General features: G+C 29.0%; 16 protein-coding genes, 3 tRNA genes and 1 riboswitch. Of the genes, 3 read left to right on the top strand and 16 right to left on the bottom strand.

All coding sequences use genetic code 11. The features are described from left to right. Positions 1–29: 29 nt before the first annotated feature. The 3 genes from BHW04_RS02060 to BHW04_RS02050 form a co-directional block, all read right to left on the bottom strand. A tRNA-Lys gene (locus BHW04_RS02060) sits at positions 30–105 on the bottom strand. Between the two features lie 52 nt (positions 106–157). Next, positions 158–230: transfer RNA gene (locus BHW04_RS02055), tRNA-His, on the bottom strand. 6 nt (positions 231–236) lie between these two features. Continuing rightward, a tRNA-Arg gene (locus BHW04_RS02050) sits at positions 237–313 on the bottom strand. Between the two features lie 472 nt (positions 314–785). Between BHW04_RS02050 and BHW04_RS02045 the strand changes: the two genes are divergently transcribed. Then, positions 786–1,961, top strand: coding sequence for an MFS transporter (locus BHW04_RS02045; RefSeq protein ID WP_302698692.1), 1,176 nt, complete (start codon positions 786–788; stop codon positions 1,959–1,961). Between the two features lie 44 nt (positions 1,962–2,005). On the opposite strand, the gene clpB is transcribed toward BHW04_RS02045, so the two are convergent. Continuing rightward, positions 2,006–4,606: an ATP-dependent chaperone ClpB gene (gene clpB / locus BHW04_RS02040; protein WP_186835225.1), complete on the bottom strand. Its 2,601-nt coding sequence runs from the start codon at positions 4,604–4,606 to the stop codon at positions 2,006–2,008. Between the two features lie 196 nt (positions 4,607–4,802). On the opposite strand from clpB, the gene BHW04_RS02035 reads away from it, so the two are divergent. After that, positions 4,803–6,869 carry a helix-turn-helix domain-containing protein gene (locus BHW04_RS02035; RefSeq protein WP_302698690.1) on the top strand — a complete coding sequence of 689 codons (2,067 nt, stop codon included), beginning with the start codon at positions 4,803–4,805 and terminating at the stop codon, positions 6,867–6,869. A 38-nt stretch (positions 6,870–6,907) separates the two neighbouring features. Here the strand turns inward: BHW04_RS02035 and BHW04_RS02030 are convergent, their stop codons facing one another. From BHW04_RS02030 to BHW04_RS02010, 5 genes are all read right to left on the bottom strand, one after another. Next, complete coding sequence (locus BHW04_RS02030) at positions 6,908–8,170, bottom strand: helix-turn-helix domain-containing protein (RefSeq protein WP_302698689.1); 1,263 nt, start codon at positions 8,168–8,170, stop codon at positions 6,908–6,910. Between the two features lie 17 nt (positions 8,171–8,187). Continuing rightward, a complete protein-coding gene (locus tag BHW04_RS02025; RefSeq protein WP_022212957.1) occupies positions 8,188–9,489 on the bottom strand; it encodes a helix-turn-helix domain-containing protein in 1,302 nt (433 codons plus the stop codon). Between the two features lie 235 nt (positions 9,490–9,724). Next, entirely contained in the window at positions 9,725–9,895 is a 171-nt protein-coding gene (locus tag BHW04_RS02020; RefSeq protein WP_022212958.1) for a hypothetical protein, read from the bottom strand. An 82-nt stretch (positions 9,896–9,977) separates the two neighbouring features. Further along, the gene (locus BHW04_RS02015) at positions 9,978–10,892 is read right to left on the bottom strand and encodes a ribonuclease H family protein (protein WP_302698687.1); all 915 of its coding nucleotides are present in this window, start codon (positions 10,890–10,892) and stop codon (positions 9,978–9,980) included. A gap of 27 nt (positions 10,893–10,919) precedes the next feature. Next, the gene (locus tag BHW04_RS02010; RefSeq protein ID WP_022212960.1) at positions 10,920–11,876 is read right to left on the bottom strand and encodes a YkvA family protein; all 957 of its coding nucleotides are present in this window, start codon (positions 11,874–11,876) and stop codon (positions 10,920–10,922) included. 218 nt (positions 11,877–12,094) lie between these two features. On the opposite strand from BHW04_RS02010, the gene BHW04_RS02005 reads away from it, so the two are divergent. After that, positions 12,095–13,846 (top strand): ATP-dependent metallopeptidase FtsH/Yme1/Tma family protein, encoded by a 1,752-nt coding sequence (locus BHW04_RS02005; RefSeq protein WP_302698685.1) that lies wholly within the window; start codon positions 12,095–12,097, stop codon positions 13,844–13,846. A 41-nt stretch (positions 13,847–13,887) separates the two neighbouring features. Here the strand turns inward: BHW04_RS02005 and BHW04_RS02000 are convergent, their stop codons facing one another. From BHW04_RS02000 to ftsW, 7 genes are all read right to left on the bottom strand, one after another. Beyond that, complete coding sequence (locus tag BHW04_RS02000; RefSeq protein WP_186835231.1) at positions 13,888–14,571, bottom strand: N-acetylmuramoyl-L-alanine amidase family protein; 684 nt, start codon at positions 14,569–14,571, stop codon at positions 13,888–13,890. Positions 14,572–14,853: 282 nt separating this feature from the next. After that, positions 14,854–15,666 (bottom strand): MetQ/NlpA family ABC transporter substrate-binding protein, encoded by an 813-nt coding sequence (locus tag BHW04_RS01995; protein ID WP_186835232.1) that lies wholly within the window; start codon positions 15,664–15,666, stop codon positions 14,854–14,856. A gap of 16 nt (positions 15,667–15,682) precedes the next feature. Then, positions 15,683–16,321, bottom strand: a complete 639-nt coding sequence (locus BHW04_RS01990) for a methionine ABC transporter permease (protein ID WP_302632094.1) — start codon at positions 16,319–16,321, stop codon at positions 15,683–15,685. After that, entirely contained in the window at positions 16,321–17,286 is a 966-nt protein-coding gene (locus BHW04_RS01985; protein ID WP_022212965.1) for a methionine ABC transporter ATP-binding protein, read from the bottom strand. Before BHW04_RS01985 ends, BHW04_RS01990 begins: the two co-directional genes overlap by 1 nt. 94 nt (positions 17,287–17,380) lie before the next feature. Next, positions 17,381–17,586: riboswitch (SAM riboswitch) on the bottom strand. Between the two features lie 90 nt (positions 17,587–17,676). Then, a complete protein-coding gene (locus BHW04_RS01980; RefSeq protein ID WP_302698682.1) occupies positions 17,677–18,105 on the bottom strand; it encodes an RrF2 family transcriptional regulator in 429 nt (142 codons plus the stop codon). 64 nt (positions 18,106–18,169) lie between these two features. Continuing rightward, positions 18,170–19,543, bottom strand: coding sequence for a cation:dicarboxylate symporter family transporter (locus BHW04_RS01975; protein ID WP_022212967.1), 1,374 nt, complete (start codon positions 19,541–19,543; stop codon positions 18,170–18,172). A gap of 115 nt (positions 19,544–19,658) precedes the next feature. Next, positions 19,659–20,810, bottom strand: coding sequence for a putative lipid II flippase FtsW (ftsW, locus tag BHW04_RS01970; protein ID WP_186835244.1), 1,152 nt, complete (start codon positions 20,808–20,810; stop codon positions 19,659–19,661). Between the last annotated feature and the right edge of the window lie 37 nt (positions 20,811–20,847).

The following is a 20,847-nucleotide window of genomic DNA, read 5'->3' as shown; positions in this document are numbered from 1 at the left end:
TTCTTTTTATATAATCTCAGCATTGAATTTGGTGGCTTACCGGGGAATCGAACCCCGGACACCTTGATTAAAAGTCAAGTGCTCTACCGACTGAGCTAGTAAACCACATATGGCAGGGATAGCAGGATTCGAACCTACGAATACCACAGTCAAAGTGGGTGGACGATGGGACTCGAACCCACGACAACCAGAACCACAATCTGGCGCTCTACCAACTGAACTACGTCCACCATACATGGTGCGTGTTAAGAGATTAGAACTCCTGGCCCACGCCTTAGAAGGGCGTTGCTCTATCCAGCTGAGCTAAACACGCATGTGTCTGTCGACTACTTTTAATATTATATAGACAAGTTCGACACATGTCAACAGTTTTTTTAAAACTTTCCTCAAAGTTTTAAAAAGTTAACCAGTGAATATAGCTCCGCTAATTCACTTAATTAAGTCGTAACAAGTTACTAGTGAAACGCTTATATTGCTACGCTCATAAGCTAGTTAAATTTTCAAATGTAAGCATATGAAAAAATTAAGGATAGAATTTCTACGAAATTCTTTTAAATATACATTTTAGAAATTCCCTAAGGAATCTCATCCTTAATTCATCATTCATAATTCATAATTCATAATTCTAAAAAGGAATTCCCTTAGGAGTTTCATCCTCAATTCTTCATTTTTCATTCTTAATTTTTTAACTAGCCGAAGGCGACTTAACTAATTAGCATTTTCAATTGCCTCTCCATTATGGTAATATATCTCCATAAAATATATTCATTACACAGGAGGAAAAAATGAAAAACAAATCTTTAATATTTATATTATTACTTACCCTATTTAGTTCATTAACTTTCAGCATGGCACATCCAGTAACACCTATGCTTATGAAATCATTAAGTTTACCATCTTTTATGTTTGGTATTTTATTTGCAGTAATGGCTATTGGAAACTTTATTGGTTCTCCACTATGGGGAACATTATCCGATAATAAGGGAAGAATTAAATTTTTAATATTAGGTGCTTTAGGATATGGTTTTAGTCAATTGGGATTTGGATATGTAACTAACCCGTTAATAATTCTTCTTTTTAGATTTACAGGTGGTTTTTTTGTAGTAAGCTATCTAACTACTTCTATGGCTTATATTACTGATATAACCACTAAAGAAACAAGAGTTAAGTATATAACTTACTATTCAGCAACTAGTACAATTGGTTCTGCTCTTGGTTCTCTTTTGGGTGGTACTATTGGACGTAATAACTATAAAATTACATTTATTGTACAATTTATTTTCTGTATGATATTAGCTATATCTGTATACTTTTTATTGAGTGAAACTATAACACCTTCAAGTGAAAAAATATACTTTAAGAAAAATAAATCTAATACTAATTCAACTTTTACTAATAAAAACTTAATGTCAGTTTTTATCGTAATAATATTATTTTTCTTTGCTTCCACAAGTTATAATTCGACAATAAATTATTATATAGAAGATGTATTAAATTTATCATCAACATTTATAGGTGCTTTCTTAGCTATAGCTGGTATAGTTGGATTTACAGTGAACTTATTTTTCACACCACTACTTACAAAATACTTTAAAGAAATTAATGTTTTTAAAATAATTACTTTACTTTTAAGCTTAACATTATTACTTATGGTTTATTGCAATAATTTAACAATATTCTTTTGTGCAGCAATACTTTTTGCTTCATTAGCAAGTATGCATATTCCTCTTCAACAAACTTTAATAACCAAACTATCTAATGGAAACTATGGCTCATTGATGGGTATTCTTAATTCTTGTAAAGCTATAGGTATGGTTGCTGGTTCACTTTCTGCAGGATTTATATTTGAACTTGGAAATAAATTACCTTTCTTTATTTCAGCTATAATTATTGCCACTGGACTTATTATATTAGCTTTATCAACAAAAAAAAGTTTGTCAAATAAAATTAAATCATATTAATTACAAAAACAAGGATATGACTTATTCCATATCCTTGATATTTATTATTCACTTTTTATTACTATTTCATCATCATGGCCATCAACAATTACATGTGAACCATAATGTACATCTCCAGAGATTATCTTTCTAGCAAGGTTATTTTCTAGAGTATTTTGAATAAATCTCTTAAGTGGCCTTGCTCCATAAACTGGATCGTAACCTTCAACAGCCAAGATATGCTTAGCTGCTGGTGTAATTTCTAAAGTTATATTTCTATCTTTTAATCTATTGGCAACTTCACCAACAAATATATCAATAATCTTTGTGATACCTGATTCAGATAATGGTTTAAACATAATTATATCGTCAACCCTATTTAAGAATTCCGGCTTAAATCTCATCTTTAATTCATCCATAACGGAAGCTCTTATGCTAGGATCTATACTTTCTTCAGAAGTATTTTCAAGCAAATAGTTACTTCCTATATTAGATGTCATAATAATTATTGTATTTTTAAAATCTACAGTCTTACCTTTATTATCAGTAAGTCTTCCATCATCTAATATTTGTAGGAAGATATTAAAGACATCTTCATGGGCCTTTTCAATTTCATCAAAAAGAATTACACTATATGGTTTTCTTCTAACTGCCTCAGTAAGCTGCCCACCTTCTTCATAGCCAACATATCCTGGAGGAGCTCCAACTAATCTAGATACTGTATGCTTTTCCATATATTCAGACATATCAATTCTGATGATATTTTCCTCTGAATCAAAAAGATTTCTAGCAAGTGTTTTAGCAAGTTCTGTTTTACCTACACCTGTTGGACCTAAAAAGATGAATGATCCTATTGGTCTATTTATGTCCTTTAATCCTGCTCTAGCTCTTAAAATAGCTGATGTAACTGCGGTAACTGCTTCACTTTGACCAATAACCCTCTTTTCCATTTCATCTTCTAGTCTTAATAATTTTTCTCTTTCACCTTCTAGAAGATTAGATACTGGAATTCCTGTCCATTTTGAAAGTATTTGAGAAACTTCTTCCTCAGTTACTTCTTCCTTAAGAAGTGCACCTTCATAATTCTCCTTTACCTCTACTTCCATCTGCTTAATAGCTTCTTCTAATGATGGAATTTCACTATATTGTATTTCAGCTGCCTTATTATAGTCATAATTTCTTTGAGCTTGCTCTAAGTTTCCTCTAGCATCATCAAGCCTACTCTTCAACTCTTTAAGTTTATCTATGGCACCTTTTTCTCTTTCAAATTTGGCAGTCATTTCATCATTTTTACCCTTAAGCTCTGCATATTCCTTTTCAAGAGCTTCTAACTTCTTTTTAGAACCTTCATCCTTTTCCTTAGTCAATGCTTCTTTTTCAATTTCAAGTTGCATAAGCTTTCTTCTTACAACATCAAGCTCTGATGGTAGAGAATCTATTTCTGTTCTTATCATAGCACCTGCTTCATCAATAAGATCTATAGCCTTATCTGGTAAATATCTATCTGATATATACCTATCTGATAATTTTGCTGCTGCAACTAATGCTGAGTCATGAATTCTAACACCATGATGAATTTCAAATCTTTCTTTTAACCCTCTTAAAATAGAAATTGCATCTTCTACTGATGGTTCATCAACAATTACTGGTTGGAACCTTCTCTCTAGAGCCTTATCCTTTTCTATATATTGTCTATATTCATCAAAGGTTGTTGCACCTATACAGTGAAGTTCTCCTCTAGCTAAAAGTGGCTTAATTAAATTACCAGCATCCATTGCCCCATCTGTTTTACCAGCACCAACAATAGTATGGATCTCGTCAATAAATAAAATAATTCTTCCTTCACTATTTTGAACTTCTTTCAATACAGCTTTTAATCTTTCTTCAAACTCACCTCTATACTTTGCTCCAGCAATCAATGAACCCATATCTAATGAAAAGATAATCTTATCCTTTAGACCTTCTGGTACATCTCCTCGAACAATTCTTTCAGCAAGCCCTTCTACAATAGCAGTTTTACCTACACCTGGCTCACCAATAAGCACTGGATTATTCTTAGTTCTTCTAGAAAGTATTCTTACTGTTCTTCTTATTTCATCATCTCTTCCTATAACTGGATCAAGCTTATGCTTCTTAGCTAGCTCCACAAGATTCGTACCGTATTTAGCAAGAGCATCATATGTTCCTTCTGGATCTTGTGTATCAACTCTTTGGCTTCCTCTTACTTCCTGAAGTACTTTCATAAAGCTCTTCTTATTAACACCATATTTATTTAAAATCTCTTTAGTTGATCCTTTTTTATCTACATCTAATATAGCAAGCATAAGATGTTCTACACTTATATATGAATCTTTAAATTCTTTTGCTATTTCATCTGCTGCAATAAGCACCCTATCAATATCCCTTGTTATATATGGTCCTGCACCTTCAGAACCACTGCCTGATACCTTTGGCATTCTTTCTAAAGCTGATGCAACATCTAATTTCATCATTTTTATATTAATGCCCATCTTTGTGAAAATATTAGGTACCAATCCATCTTCTTGTTCTAATAAAGCAGAAAATAAGTGAATTATATCAATTTGTTGATGACTATATTTTACTGCTGTTAAATTGGCGTCATTTAATGCTTGTTGTACTCTTAATGTCATTTTTTCAACGTTCATTTATTTCACCTCGTTTATTTTTTCTTACTATATTATTATAGTAATATAAAAGTCAAAGAAAGTCAAAGTATATTTTTATCTTTTTTCTTTTTATATTATTACCAGTATTTTTGTTTTATAATAAATTAATTGATATAATATTTACCATAAGCTTAAGATAGTAAAAAAGATAATTTTAGATAAAAGAGGTGAAATTTTGAGAAAGCAATATATAAACTATCCTTTAAATCTACCAGTGAATATTTCGTATTATAATATTCATAATTATCCCACTCACTGGCATAGTTCCACCGAGATCATTTATGTACTGGAGGGAACTATCAATATTTCCATAGATACAGATAGTTTTATTTTAAAAGAAAATGAAGTTGAAATAATTAACCCTGATGAATGTCATTCATTCTCCAGCGAAAGTGATAATAAAGTGTTGATATTTCAAATCGATCCTGATTTCTTCGAAAAATATTATAAGGATATTAGAAATGTTTTCTTTTATACTAATTCTAACGATGAAGAGGATCAAAGTGGCGAAAAATATGATGAGCTTAAATCTCTTCTTTGCAAAATATTATGTGAATTTGTTCAGACTCTAGATGATTTCGACGAACAAATAGAAGATATTCTAATCAACTTGCTTTATCATTTAATAAATAATTTTCACTACCTTACTACCGATAAAGAGGAGCTTAAAGAAAAATCAGAACAACTAGATAGATATCATCGAATCTCTAAGTATATCTTTAATAATTATAACAATAATATAACCTTACAGGAAATAGCTAAAAAGGAATTTCTTAGTCCACATTATTTATCTCATGAAATTAAATATGCTACTGGCCACAGTTTTACTCATTTAATAAATCTTACTCGTATAGAGGAATCAATTAAACTTCTTTTAGATACTTCTATGAGTATAACTGAAATATCTGAAGAAATAGGTTTTTCCCATGTACGTTATTATAATAAAAACTTTAAATTATATTTTGGTTGTACCCCCCTTCAATACAGAAAGAAATATTATTTAAACGAAAAGGATTTTGATAATTCCAAAAATATTACTTCCTTAGATTTAAATAATGCTCTTAATTTATTATCATATAATTTAGAAAACTATGATAGGTTTAATTTTGAAAATAAACTTTGGAATATACATATAAACATGAATGAATCATTAAATATATTTGATAATAATTTCAAAGATATTTTAAATCTCGGTGAAGCTTTCGACCTGTTAATTGAAGATAATAAAGATATTTTAGAAGAGGTGCAAGAAGAAATACACTTTACTTATGGTAGACTGGAAAAGATGTTCCATAACGATATGGGGGTCTTCATAGATTCTGACTTTTATAATTGGAATAGAGCTAAATCTGTATTAGAATTTCTTTATGATATTGACATAAAACCATTAATAGTTATTGATAATTTAACCTTTACCACCGAAAAATATAGAAATGTTTTAAAAAGCTTTATTGAATATTTTTCAGCATTAGATTTTTCACCTATAGAACACTTAAAATTTCAATTTTCTTCTACCATAAACAAAGAAATTAAAAATAATCTTTTAGATTTTCTAAATAGTGAATTTAATTTCAAAATTTTGGATAATGATTTTATCATTGAAAACACTTTAAATCAAATATATGACACTTCTTACATGCTTCCTTATATAATACACAGTACTATCTTTAAAAAGGATAACCTTTCATTTTTAAGAAATTTTGATGTGTTAGAAAAAGCTACCAACATCACTAACGAAGTATTTATTGGAGCCTCTGGAATTGTTAATGATATGGGGATACGTAAACCATCTTATTATGCTTTTTATCTTTTAAGCAAGCTGGCTGATGAAATAGTATCCATTGATGATGGTTGTATCGTAACTAAATCTGATGACCTATGTGCTATACTTCTATATTGTCATAATAACGATATGGACTCTTTAGCTAAATATGAAACTATCTATAAAAATGGTATATTAAAAAAATCCTTTAAAAAGAAATACTCTTTAAATATAGCTAATTTAAAAAGTTCAACAAGGATAATCACTTATACCATCGATGAAAGCACTGGTTCTTCCTATAACTATTGGCTTTCTATGGGCTCTCCTAAAAGACTTAACAAAGAAGAAAAAGAAATACTCCATAAAGCTTCTTATCCTAAAATTGAATTTAAATACAGCAAAAAAAATTCTGTCTTAAATATAATTACTGAATTAAATGGATACGGTGCAAAACTAATAATTTTACGAAACATAAAATAACAATTATTTATAAAAAGATAAGCAGTTTTGCTTATCTTTTATAGCTTCTTTTCTAAATTCATAGCTAAAGTAAAATATTTTATACATTCTTTTGGTTCATTTAAATTATAATATAAATCAGCCATTTCCAGACATCTCTTATATCTCTCTTCTTTATTGGCAAATCTAAATAAAGAATCTGTAGATAAATTCATATACATTTCTGCTTCTCTATATTTATTATTTTTTTGTAAAAGCATTCCTTTAAAATAATATGCTCTTTCAATAAGATGTAAGTCATTAAAGCATATAGATAAATTCAAAGCAGTATCACAAATAGAAACAGCTAAATCAAGTTCATTATTATAATATAAAGTACAAATACATTTTATAAGAAATTTCACATATTCTCTTTCATTTTCCTTTGGGAAAATATCTATGGATTCTTTTATTTCATTTATTGCCTTAACATTATCCATTATGGCAAAGTAATATTTTCCATTTTCTGCTTTTGAATTTGCAACTTCAACTAAATCATTACCTTGATATCTTCTTGCAAGATTTATATATCTATCTGCCTCAACTTTATTTAACAATATATTTAAATTAGCAAACTCTTGATATATTTTTCCTTTATCCTTATTATCTTCAATATAATCTATATATTTTACGGCATTCATAAGTTTATTATATCCCTCTTGTATTTCATTAGTTTCTTTGTAGCAAAGCCCCTCTCTGAAACAAGTATATACATACCTCTTCTTATCTCTTATTCCATTTTCTTCAATTACTTCCCTTATCTTTGAGAAATAATTAATTGCTTCATTATACTCTTTCATCTTCATAAAAAATGAAGCCATATCATTATAATAAATCAAAGTATTTTTATCACTGCTACTTTTTTGATATAAATCATAATATTGCGAAATAAGAAGCTGTATATTTTCAATTTTATTATTTTCAACATAAAAATTTAATAATCTATGAATTAACTCAAATGCTAAGTCTAAGTATGAATAATCCATAGCATACTCTAAATTATAATTTATAAATTCATCTATTTTATTAAGTGGTACTTTATTATTTCTTAATAAATTAAGATTTTCTTCTATTTGTTCATAAACATCTTGAACTAGATAGTTATAATCTATATCAATTTTTTTAGAAATATACTGTAATACTTCACTATCTGCCTTTATTTTTCCATTTTCAATACAGCTCATTTTAGAGATAGATATTTCATCACTACATAGTTCCTTAAGTGTTATCCCTTTATAAACTCTGGCTCTTTTTATTTTTTCTCCAGTTGATAATATTTCCATTCTTACCCCCAAATAACTTAATTATTTAGAATACCTAACTCCTTAAATATTGTAACTCCTTGATTTAAATATTCAGCTGCTTCGCCATCTTTTTTTAGATCTATATATAATTTACCAATAATTATAGCAACTTGTGCTGCTCTCTTCTCTAGTCCATTGTTTTTTGCTAGATTAAATGTATCTATTAGTATATTCTCTGCTTGCTTGTACATTTCTCTAATCATATAAATTCTATACCATAAAAGATTATATTCAACTAATTGAGGAATACTACTTTCATTCATTAAGCTACGTATTTCATCTAAAACCTCTTCACATTTGTCTAAGTTTTTAAGCTTAATATAATTTTCGCAAATATTAATAAGCGTTTCAATAATGCTTCCATCTTTACTCTTTAATCTTATTTCCTTAGCTATTTCAAAATGTTTAAATGATTCTTCTAAATTATCAAATTCATAGAATAACTTCCCTAAATTATTTTCTATATTTGATATACTCTTTTCTTGCTGTAATTCCTTGTAAACTTCCAGTGTCTTTTGAGAATATTTTATGGCATTAACTAAATCGCCTTTCTTATTATAGTCTTCTGATAATAATAATAATGCTTTTGCATACTCTTCTCTATTATGTATCTGTTGGAACTTCTGCTTAGCTAGGAAAGAATAATTTATTGATTGCGAAATATTTTCTACCTTATAATAGGCATCTGCCATTTGATAATATATTTCTCCAAGTAAAAAATCATTTCCTATATTATTATCAATATATACTTTTTCAGCTTGACGTAAATAGCTAGTTGCTGAATGGAATGCTTTTAGCTTCAATGTTATCTTTCCTAAATTCAAGAATGTCTTAATAACCTCTTCATAATTATTATTCTTTATAAATATAACATTAGCTGATAGGTAAAATTGTTGAGCTAGAACTAATTCATTTTTACTCATACATATATTAGCTCTCAAGAATAATTTCTTAGCTTTTCTATATTCTAAATGAAACTTTTCATCATAATACAAAGCATTTTCTATATATTTTTCTGCTGTTATATATCCACCATTTAATATATATGATTCTGCAATCTGTTCGTAATAAATACTTATTTTTTCAGCTTGTGTTTCCTCTGACTCCATTAGATATTCCACAGATGTATTAAGAGCTCCAGCTAAGTACTCCAATAAATCCATTGACGGATTAGATCTTCCAGACTCAACTAAACTTATTTGCCCAGGTGTTATTCTATCACCTGCTAAGTCTTTCAATGTCATATTTAATTCTTTTCTTATTCTTTTGATTTTTTCGCCTAATGATAGAATTTCCATGTAATTATTCATCCTTTACAGTAAATTTATATAAATATATACCAATTTTCCCTATATATATTAATTATATCATAAATTTATCCAAATATATATTTTTTTTTACTTATTCTAATATAAATACGATATTAATAAAAAAAAACTGCTACATTTTTTGAGGGCACTGAAAAACATTAAATTTTTCAATGCCCTCTATTTTTATAGCAGTTTTTTATTAAAATAAATATAGTTATAAAACTCACTTCATATAACACATAATATTGTCATATGTATCATTAGCCATACATCTAGCTCTTTTCTTAGCTCTCTTTATGTTTCTTTGTGTTTTTCTATCGAATTCTGGAAACATCACAATTCCCATAACAGTTCCAATGGCTAATCCCAACATCATTGATTTAACTATTTTCATTATTAACACCTCACTTATTTCACCATAAATATTATATGTAAAATAAATAAGATCTAATCAGCAAGTTAAAATGTAATTTTTTCTATTTCTTTAATGTATATTGAAGAAGATATTCAATAAAATCTTCTTTCTTTTCTTCACTTAATTTAGATATTTCATTCATAATTCTATCTTTATTTTCAGCATATTCTTTCATTAGAACTTCAAAACTTTCTTCTTCAGCTTCTTCTTTTCTTTCATCACCAACCACTATAATATTTTCACTATATTTAGTAATTAATTTAGAAAGCTTTTCTTTTACTTCTTCACTTACCACTTTAATTTCATTACTACTTAGCCATTTTTCTACAATTTTATCAGAAGCTATTCCCAACTTTTCCTTACATATCTCATCTGCTAGTTCATTAAATAAATCTCCAGTATGACTATCTACCTTTACAAATATGATTTCCATACCGCTATTTATGAAGTTTTGCATCTTTTCATAATATATTTTTGATGATTCTTCTTTCCTTTCCCAGAACCCTGTTGCATGATAGCATATGCCTATATAATCATGGAAAATAACAACTTTTTTCTCATGATTTTTCTTGGCATACTCTACACCTCTAACAGTAGCATCTAATTCTCCTGCTATCTGCCTTATATTTCTACTAGAATCATTAATTCCAATGCCTCCATCAATATATTCTATGATATTATTCTTCATGGCAACAAGACCATATGAGTATTGCTTCGTAGCTATATTATAACTTCCATCCACATATATATGCAAACAGTCCATAGGATAGTTATTATCTTCTTTCTTTAATACATCATTGGAATTATATAGGAATTCATTGGCATCTACCATACTTTCAAAACTTTTATATTTTGCTCCTTTAACACCTTTAACATACTTTAAACATTCAGCCCATGTATTAACTACAATATTTTCTACTTTTTTATTATTTGTTGAATCAAAACCTTCTTTTATTGCATATACTTTTTTTGCCATCAACATCTGCTCCCTTAATTATCATCTTTATATTGAAACTATTTCATCTATTATACCATAGATAGTTTCTACATTTTTCGCACCAGTAAAATCTGTAACATATTGTGCAGCAGTTTTTAATACTATCACTATATTATTTTTTCCACCCCAATTTTCCAAGATTACTTTTGCTGGAACATCTTCAATTATCTTATTTAAGGCAAAAAAAGCCATAGCAATATCATCAATCTTTCCAATGAAAGGAATCTTATCCGGTATTATATCACTTGGTACTGCCATATAGCATATCACTGAAGATATAATTACCTTTGTCTTAATAGGCACTCTCTTATCCTTCAAAAGCCTATAAATCAATGCTATAATATCAGGTATTATAAGTATATAATCACTATATTTCTTAATCTTTATAGGCATTTTTTCCTTAACTTTTTCCCTTCCTACAGTATAGCAATCTTCTACTTTTTTAATTTCTTCTTCTTGGTAAACATCATTTTTTACACTTCTATCTATAAGCTGTACATCTTTCTTAATCAATCCTGCTGTAGAAACTTGTACATTACTTACTTCCACATTTACACATCCTAAATAGCAAAAAATATTTTCTATATCAAAATCCACATATGACACATCTTTTAATACATACTTATACTCTATTTCAACTTTCCCTTTATTATAAGTGATTCCCTTTTCCTTAAAAGATTTTAAAAGATACTTTATAGCCATATTTTTAATAAATTTTAAAATTCCAATATTTAATACTTTTATTTTTGTTATCTCTATTTTTATTATGTTATTTTCATAAGATTCAAATTTTAAATTTACTAAAAAATCAATATTAAATCCTTTATTAAGCCTTCCTGTAATATTTATTCCATCACTTATTTCAATATTTTTTACTTCAAGCCCTTCAACAGATACAAATTCACTATAAATACTTAATAAATCTTCTCCTGTTAAATTCACTTTTATTTTTGTAATATTCATTCCTTCAATCCCCCGAATATAGTTATAATTTTCCACTTACCGAAACATATATAAAAAGTATACTTCATTTAAATAAATTTTTAAAGTTACTTCTAACTTCTAACCTCTAAACCTTTTCCAGTAATTTCATTGGTAAATAATATGTCTTTTATTAGACTTTTTATTTCTTAAGTCTATAATAAAATTAATTTAAGGTTATTTACAAAGGAGGACTATCATTGAAAAATAATAAATTTAAGATAATTTTAATCCCAATAATCACCGCTGTACTCTCTTTAATAGTGTTGGGCTTTTCCTCTTTATATCCCAAAACTAAAAATAGTAAAACTTATTCTAATTTTCTTGAAGATTTAAATAACGAGGAAATTTCACAGGTATCCTTTAATTCATCATCAAAGATTTTAGTTACTTTAAAAGATGGATACACTTACCTAACAGATAATCCTAATTCTGAAAATTTTAAAGAAAATTTACTACTTAATAATATAGATGTTGTAGAAGAACCTGTTGCTCCTCTTAGCAAAACTATACCAGCAACTATTTTGATAATATCAATTTTTGCCATAGTGTTTCTTAAAGTCAACAAAGGCTTTACGTCAAAATCATCCTTTGGTGAGTTAAATCTACAGGATTTTAGCAATAAAGATTTAAATAGCTATGACTTTAGTAAAGTAGCAGGAAATGCTGAAGCTAAAGAAAGTTTAAATGATATCGTAGACTTTTTAAAAACACCTGAAAAATATAGCTCTTATGGAGCAAAAATGCCTAAAGGAATTATTCTCTATGGCCTTCCTGGTACAGGGAAAACGCTTTTAGCAAAAGCTGTAGCTGGTGAAGCTGGTGTACCATTTTATGCTTTAAGCGGCTCAGACTTTATACAAGTTTATGCTGGTGTAGGAGCCAGTAGAATAAGAAGCCTATTTAAAAAAGCTAAATCTCATGGAAAAGCTGTTATTTTTATCGACGAAATCGATGCTATAGGCAAAACAAGATCTGGTGGAAATGCTTCTTCTACAGGTAATGATGAACGTGATCAGACTTTAAATGCACTACTTACTGAAATGTCAGGTTTTAATGATTCTGATGGAATAATTGTAATAGCTGCTACCAATAGGTTAGACACTTTAGATTCTGCTTTATTAAGACCTGGACGTTTTGATAGGCATGTGGAGGTATCACTTCCTGATTTGAAAGCACGTGAACAAATATTAAATCTTTACCTAAAAAATAAACCTCATGAAACAATAAATATAGAAAGCCTAGCTAAGAAAACAGCTTATTTTTCTGGTGCCAAACTAGAAAGTTTAATAAACGAAGCTGCCATTCTAGCTGCTAAACGAAATAAAGGCTCCATTACTTCCAATGAAATAAATGATGCTTTCTCCCTTGTACTAGCTGGAGCTAACAAGAAAGAACGTTCACATTTGAAGAAGGAAGATTTATTATTAACAGCATATCATGAAGCAGGTCATGCACTAGTATCGTTAATTGTACTACCTGAAGAAACTATCTCAAAGATAAGTATAATCCCTACTACTAAAGGTGCTGGTGGCTATACAATCACCATTCCTCAAGATAGTAGCTATCAACGAATTAATTATTTAAAATCAAAAATAATGGTTCTTTTAGGTGGTAGAGCTTCTGAGGAACTTATTTTTAATAAAAGTCAGATTTCAACTGGTGCTCAAGGAGATTTAGGGCAAGTAACTGATATTGCCATTGCTATGATTGCTGAATATGGTATGGGTGAAAGTTTAGGGCTATTAAAAATATCCAACCTAGGTAATCTTACATCAGGCTATGGTAATATAATTGTGGAAGAAGCAAAACTTCTTATAAATAATTTATATCAGGAGACTATAGATTTATTAAATAATAATAAATCATCTCTTGATAAGCTAGCTCTTCTACTTTTAGAAAATGAAACTCTTCATGAAGAAGAAATTGAAAACTTTAAGAATACTATTTAAAAGGAATTCCTCCAGGAATTCCTTCATTAATTTTCTATTATTTAATTTCCTTCATAAGGTACTACATAAGCATCTTTTACACCATCTTCATTAAGTTGTAAAACTTTATCCATTGCTGAATCATAATCCTTATAATATCCTACACATACTCTATAGGCTCTTTTCTGCATTTTTTTAGGAACCATTCTTTCACTGCTTAAAAGCACCTTATCCTTATATGCTAAGCATGCTTTAGCCACCATATAACCATATTTTTTACTATCAAAATTCTCCATAACTTTAATATTGCTAATGTACTCACCATAAACAATTACTGCATTGCAATTAATATCCTTATATAAATTACTTTCATTTATTACTCCACAATCTGCTGTATTTAACTCACTTTGTATTTCACACTTTATAAGTTGTGCTAAATATTCCATATCACCTGTTCTATTTACATAAGCTACTTTTACACCTTTTATGTTTATATCATCACTACTGTTCATGCGAAAAATAACTAATATTTCTATTTCACTATCTTTTATTATACCCTTTCTCTTACTGGCACTTATATACTCATCCATTTCCCTTGTAATTATAGTTTTTTCCCCATTTCTCTCCAAATGCCTTTGAGCCTCTAATACTGCTTCTAATGCAATAGTACTCTCCCTTTCGCCATATGCTCCTATGTGTCCTATTTCAGCTCCTCCACCAAATGGATATAATCCCCATAATGACATAACTTTATCTCCTTATACAAAAAAATCTCATTATACTATATTTTATTTTATATAATCTTGTGTCATTTTAGCTAAGAAAATATACTGATGTAAATATTTAAACACAAATTAAAACAGCATGCTTTGCATGCTGTTTACATATACGTTTCCCTATATTTATTGCTTATATTTATTACTGTTTTTTATTTTTCTAAACCATCTTTTTTCCATTGATGATTAGCAGATTTCTTATTAATCCTCCTTAATTTTAGCCCCTTTAGGAGGAAATATAAAATTTCTTATTTAGAATACTGGTACTACTGCACCTTTATATTGCTTTTCTATAAATGTTCTAACATCATCTGAAGTTAAAACTTCTATTAAATCTTTAATTTTTTCACTACTTTCATTTCCTTCTTTAATAGCTAATACATTTCTTCTAGCTTTCATTTCTTGTGAATTTTCATCTTCAACAAATAAAGCATCCTTTGTTACATCTAAATCAGCATCTAAAGCATAGTTTCCATTAATAACTGCTATATCAATATCATCAAGTGCTCTAGGTAACTGAGCTGCTTCTAATTCTTTAAATTGTAAATTCTTTGGATTTTCAGTTATATCTGCCACCGTAATAAGCTCTCCATCTTTAACCTTTATAAGTCCTGCTGAAACTAATACATTAAGTGCTCTAGCCTCATTACTTGGATCATTAGGTATCGCTACTGTTGCACCATCTTCTATATCATCAATACTTTTATATTTATATGAATATGCGCCCATTGGCTCCACATGTATTTCTGATGCACTTACTAGATGAGTACCATTTTTTTTATTAAATTCTTCTAAATAAGCTAAAGTTTGAAAATAGTTAGCATCTAATGCACCATCTTCTAATGATGTATTTGGTTGAACATAATCTGAAAATTCCACAATTTCTACTGTGTATCCCTTTTCCTCTAATGCTGGTATTACATGCTCAACAATTTCCCTATGCGGTACTGGTGTTACTCCTATTTTTATAGTCTTATCATCTGCTGTATTTTTGCTGCCACACCCAATTAACCCCATTGTTAAAACACCTGCTAGTGCTAGTGATAAAATTGATTTTTTCTTCATATTAATTCCTCCTAAATTATTTGTTTAACTTTTTATATAAATAATTACCTAGCATTTGTAACGCTTGTACTATTATTATCAATATTATTACTGTTATAATCATCACATCTTTTTGGAATCTTTGATAACCATAGCTAACCGCTAAATAACCAAGTCCTCCCCCACCAACTGTTCCTGCCATTGCTGAATACCCTATAATGCTAATAATTGTAAGAGTAAGTCCTGACACTATAGAAGGCACTGCTTCTTTTAACATAACCTTAAAAATAATTTGAAAATCTGATGCTCCAAAAGATTTTGCTGCTTCAATAACTCCTTTATCTACTTCTCTAAGTGATGATTCGATAATTCTTGCTACAAAAGGTGCTGCAGCAAAGGTTAATGGAACAATGGCTGCTTCTTTGCCAATGGAAGTTCCCACTATAGCTCTAGTTAACGGAATTATAAATACCATCAAAATAATAAATGGAAAACTTCTTAATATGTTTATTATCACATCAAGGATTTTATAGACAACCTTATTAGGCCTTAAACCATCTTCTGCTGAAATTGTCAATATTACAGCTAAGATAAAACCAAAAATCACTGAGAATATTGTTGAATAAAATGTCATAAATACTGTTTCATTAAATGCTTTTAATATTATATCATCCATTACTTTAGCACCTCCAAAATAATATCTTTATCTTCTAAGTATGATAAAACCATATCTTTTTGACTTTTATCAATATTAATTACCAAACTTCCTAATACATCCTCCCTGAATTTTTCAAGTTTTCCTCCAACTATAGAAAAATCTATTTCTAGTTCTCTTGCCATCCTAGTTATAATTGCACTTTCAGAACATTTGCTTGGAAATAAAATTCTTATATTTACTCCACTTGTTGGTAATGTATCATTTTCTTCTTCACCTAAAAATTTCTTTATGGATATTCCTGGTTTTAAGAATACTTCTTCCACAGCACCTTTAGCAACCAATATTCCATCTTCAAGTAACGCTACCTTTTCACATATCTCTTTTACAACTTCCATTTGATGAGTAACCACTACAATGGTTATTCCTAACTCTTTATTTATCTTGTTTAATAAAGCTAAAATATCTTTTGTTGTTTTAGGGTCTAAAGCTGATGTAGCTTCATCACATAAAAGAATTTTAGGATTTAAAGCAAGGGCTCTAGCTATAGCTACTCTCTGCTTTTGTCCACCACTTAATTGCCCTGGTTTACTATTTACCTTATCTTCTAAATCAACTAATTTTAGTAGCTCCAACACTCTGTCTTTAATCTTATCTTTATCATAGTTCCATACTTCTAAAGGTAATGCTATATTTTTATAGACAGTCTTTCGATTTAGCAAATTAAAGTTTTGAAAGATCATTCCTAAGTCTTTTCTAAAGGCTCTTAATTCATTTTTATTTAAATTTTTAATTTCCTTGCCCATAACATTTACTGAGCCATCATCATAGCTCTCTAAACCATTTATACATCTAAGCAAGGTTGATTTACCAGCTCCACTGTGCCCTATAAGCCCATAAATTTCACCTTCATTTATCTCAATTGAAATATCCTTTAACACCTCTACATGACCAAAATTCTTCTTTACGCTCGTTAATTTAATCATAGTTATCCCCACCTATCGTCTACTTTACTTACTGTAAAACAAAAAAACGTACTGGAGAATAAATCCAGCACGTTAAAAACATTACTCATTCATTCTCTCATCTATCAGCTAAAAGCTGCAGGAATTAGCACCACAAATTCAATTGATACTTAATTATAAAAATTCTCTTAAGTTTCTATAAAATACGATTGTAAAAAAGTCCCTTAAGACTTTTATACATAATCATAAACTTTTAATTTTCAATTAAAAATAGGTTGCTGGGTTTCACAGGGCCAGTCCCTCCACCACTCTTGATAAGATTCGATATTTAATTTTCATAAAACTTTATGCTTAAATGATAAATTATTTAAACATATATGTCAATATTTTTTTATATTTTTTATAGCAAGCTTAAATATAATACATTATGGCAATTTTTCCTTCTATATAGTCTTTTACTAGCGCCTCTAAAGTTACTGAATTGAAGTATTCCTCTATTTGCCTATTAATATTATTCCAAATATTCTTCTGCATAAAACATTCTATATCATTTCTCTCTTCACTGGGAGATACTATTTTCAAATCTCCTTCTAAAATATTTAAAATTTCACCTACAGTTATATCTGCTGCAGTTCTAGCTAAAAAATATCCACCTTGTGCTCCTTTTTTAGATGTTATTATACCACCTTTTCTAAGTATAGAAAAAATTTGTTCTAAATACCTTTCAGAAATATTCTGCCTTTTCGAAACACTTTTTAGCGTAACAGCTTCACTTCCTGAATACAAACAAATATCCATTAAAGCTACTAATCCGTATTTTCCTTTACTTGAAATTATCATTTAAAATCACCATTCCTATAGTAAAAGCCCTTGTAATATAAATTACAAAGACTTTTGATTCTAATTATTCATTAAATTTATCTTTATCTATATCACCAAATGAATTTGCTACAGTTACAGCTGTAACCATAGTACCATTTACATTAAGCATTGTTCTTCCCATATCTAATATAGGATCAATTGCTATTATTCCTCCTAATAGAGGGAAGTATGATCCCATTCCCATACCAGATATAACTACTGATACTGCCATAGTAGCTGTTCCTGGAAGTCCAGCTATTCCTAAAGAACTTATTACTATAATAACTAATAACATTCCATAGAAACTAAAATCCATTGGTGTTCCTGACATATTAGCTACGGTAATTGCCATTAGAGCTGGATATATTGCTGCACAACCATTCATTCCTGCATTCGATCCCAAACTTCCTACAAAGCTAGCAACACCATTATCAACTCCTGCTTTTTCTGTTAAAGTTTCAATTGTTACTGGAAGAGTACCTAAACTTGATCTTGACGTAAAAGCTAATATTAAAGGCTCCATAACATTTTTTACATATTTAATTGGATTTAATCCATTTAAAGCTATAATAATTAAATGAATTATAAACATTATAGCCACACTTACATATAAGGCAATAATGAAATCAACTACTCCTAAAATTGCACTTACACCTCTAGCTGCTATTGTATTTGCTAATAAAGCTACTACAGCATATGGCATAAATTTAATTACTGTCATTGCCACACTTGTTATTATTTTATAAGATGCTTCAACTAAATCCCAAGCTGGTTTAATAACATCACTATATTTTTTATTTAATCTCTTCATAGAAGTTCCTATAAATGCTGCAAAGATAACAACTGCAACTATATTCCCTTCAGCCATTGCTTGTACTGGATTAGAAGGCAATAATCCTCTTATGGTATCCACTATAGAAGTTATTTCTCTAATATCTGTATTAGATGTTGCTACTACTTCTCCCACTCCTAAGTTAAATAAATTTCCTACAACTAATCCTACTATTGTAGCAAGGGTTGTTGTTCCTAATAAAACTAATAATGATTTTGATGTAAGCTTCCCTAAATTTACACCATCTTTCATGTTTATAATAACTCTTATTATAGATACAAATATTAAAGGTACAACTAGCATCTTTAAAAGATCCATAAATCCATTACCAACTAGTCCATACCATTTGCTAACTTCCTCAATCCATCTTACTGAAGACGGCTTTTCTGGAAATCCCGCTACTAACTGAATAATAAATCCTAACACAAGACCTATACCCATAGCAGAAATCATCCTTGTAGAGAATTTAATCTTCTTCTTCTCCATTTTCCTAACTAAAATAAATATTGCCACTAAAATCGCAATAAATGCTATGGTTTTTATATCAGTTATAAATAAAAATTCACTTAAAAACGTACTTTCCATATTCTCCTCCATCATTTCTTAGTATTCCTACCGTTTTAGTATATTTTATATAATATATTATTGTCAATATAAAAAAACTGCAGTATGGCAATATTATTTGCCTTACTACAGTTTTTTATGCCAATTCATTTTTTTCTAAACTCTTACTTACTTTCGATATATTAAGTAGTATACCCATTGCTGCCATAATAAACACCATAGAAGTACCTCCATAGCTTATGAAAGGCATTGGAATTCCTGTAACTGGCATACTACCAGTTACAACTGCAACATTTATTATAAGCTGTATTGCCACAACTGATATTATCCCGGTGGATAAAAGTCTACCATACATATCTTTTGCTTTAATTGCTACATTAATACCAGCAGCAATTAATACAATAAATAATGCTATTATCAGCATACCACCTAAAAATCCTGTCTCCTCAACTATAATTGAAAAAATAAAATCATTATATGGTTCTGGAATATATAGTGCTTTTTGCTTAGATTGACCTAACCCCACACCAAAAAATCCACCTGATCCTATGGCATATAAAGAGTGTATAAGTTGGTACCCAACATCAGTTGCATCTTGCCAAGGGTCAAGAAAGTTTAAAAATCTAGCTCTTCTAAATGATGTACTAAATATAAAACCTATAGCTCCTATTACTCCCATTACACCAACAGTAAATACATGACTAAACTTTCCTCCTGCCACATAAATCATTATAAGTGTCACTGCCATTATTATTATGGTAACACTTAAACTATTTTGTAACAATACTAACCCTGCCATAAATGCTCCTACACCCAAATAGACTAATACTCCAGATTTAAAGTCTACTATTTTACTTTTTCTCTTATCCATTAATGTTGCTAATGCTATAACAATAGCATATTTAGATAACTCTGAAGGTTGTATTGATAGTGGTCCTAAATGTATCCATCTTGTAGCTCCTTTTATATTAGGAACTAAGCTAGTAAATCCTAGCTTTGCTCCTACCATAACACCTAACAAAAGTAGAAAAACACTTATATATATTGGTTTGGCTAATTTTTTATAATAATGATAATTAAAATTCATAGTGATATACATTGAAACAAATCCTATAATTGTCCATAAAATTTGCTTTTTAACAATTTTATATCTATCGCCATTATATTCAAAATATGCTGAATAGGAACTTGATGAAAATATCATTATAAAACCAATTGCCACTAAAACAACTATTGTCCAGAATATTACTAAATCACCAATACCCTTCTTGCTTTTTTTTCTGCTTATTTTCTTACTTCTTTTTTTAGCTTTCTTCTCCTTCACT

The sequence above is a fragment of the Clostridium sp. 29_15 genome (assembly GCF_001916075.1).
Taxonomy (GTDB): domain Bacteria; phylum Bacillota; class Clostridia; order Clostridiales; family Clostridiaceae; genus Clostridium; species Clostridium lentum.
The sequence above is the reverse complement of the archived record's forward strand: the minus strand, read 5'-3'. Positions and strand labels throughout refer to the sequence as shown.

What these genes read in the sequence shown, in the direction of transcription:
- BHW04_RS02045 (WP_302698692.1), top strand. Translation starts at nt 786, where the DNA reads ATGAAAAACAAATCTTTAATATTTATATTATTACTTACCCTATTTAGT.
- clpB (WP_186835225.1), bottom strand. Translation starts at nt 4,606, where the DNA reads ATGAACGTTGAAAAAATGACATTAAGAGTACAACAAGCATTAAATGAC.
- BHW04_RS02030 (WP_302698689.1), bottom strand. Translation starts at nt 8,170, where the DNA reads ATGGAAATATTATCAACTGGAGAAAAAATAAAAAGAGCCAGAGTTTAT.
- BHW04_RS02025 (WP_022212957.1), bottom strand. Translation starts at nt 9,489, where the DNA reads ATGGAAATTCTATCATTAGGCGAAAAAATCAAAAGAATAAGAAAAGAA.
- BHW04_RS02020 (WP_022212958.1), bottom strand. Translation starts at nt 9,895, where the DNA reads ATGAAAATAGTTAAATCAATGATGTTGGGATTAGCCATTGGAACTGTT.
- BHW04_RS02015 (WP_302698687.1), bottom strand. Translation starts at nt 10,892, where the DNA reads ATGGCAAAAAAAGTATATGCAATAAAAGAAGGTTTTGATTCAACAAAT.
- BHW04_RS02010 (WP_022212960.1), bottom strand. Translation starts at nt 11,876, where the DNA reads ATGAATATTACAAAAATAAAAGTGAATTTAACAGGAGAAGATTTATTA.
- BHW04_RS02000 (WP_186835231.1), bottom strand. Translation starts at nt 14,571, where the DNA reads ATGTCATTATGGGGATTATATCCATTTGGTGGAGGAGCTGAAATAGGA.
- BHW04_RS01995 (WP_186835232.1), bottom strand. Translation starts at nt 15,666, where the DNA reads ATGAAGAAAAAATCAATTTTATCACTAGCACTAGCAGGTGTTTTAACA.
- BHW04_RS01990 (WP_302632094.1), bottom strand. Translation starts at nt 16,321, where the DNA reads ATGGATGATATAATATTAAAAGCATTTAATGAAACAGTATTTATGACA.
- BHW04_RS01985 (WP_022212965.1), bottom strand. Translation starts at nt 17,286, where the DNA reads ATGATTAAATTAACGAGCGTAAAGAAGAATTTTGGTCATGTAGAGGTG.
- BHW04_RS01980 (WP_302698682.1), bottom strand. Translation starts at nt 18,105, where the DNA reads ATGATAATTTCAAGTAAAGGAAAATACGGATTAGTAGCTTTAATGGAT.
- BHW04_RS01975 (WP_022212967.1), bottom strand. Translation starts at nt 19,543, where the DNA reads ATGGAAAGTACGTTTTTAAGTGAATTTTTATTTATAACTGATATAAAA.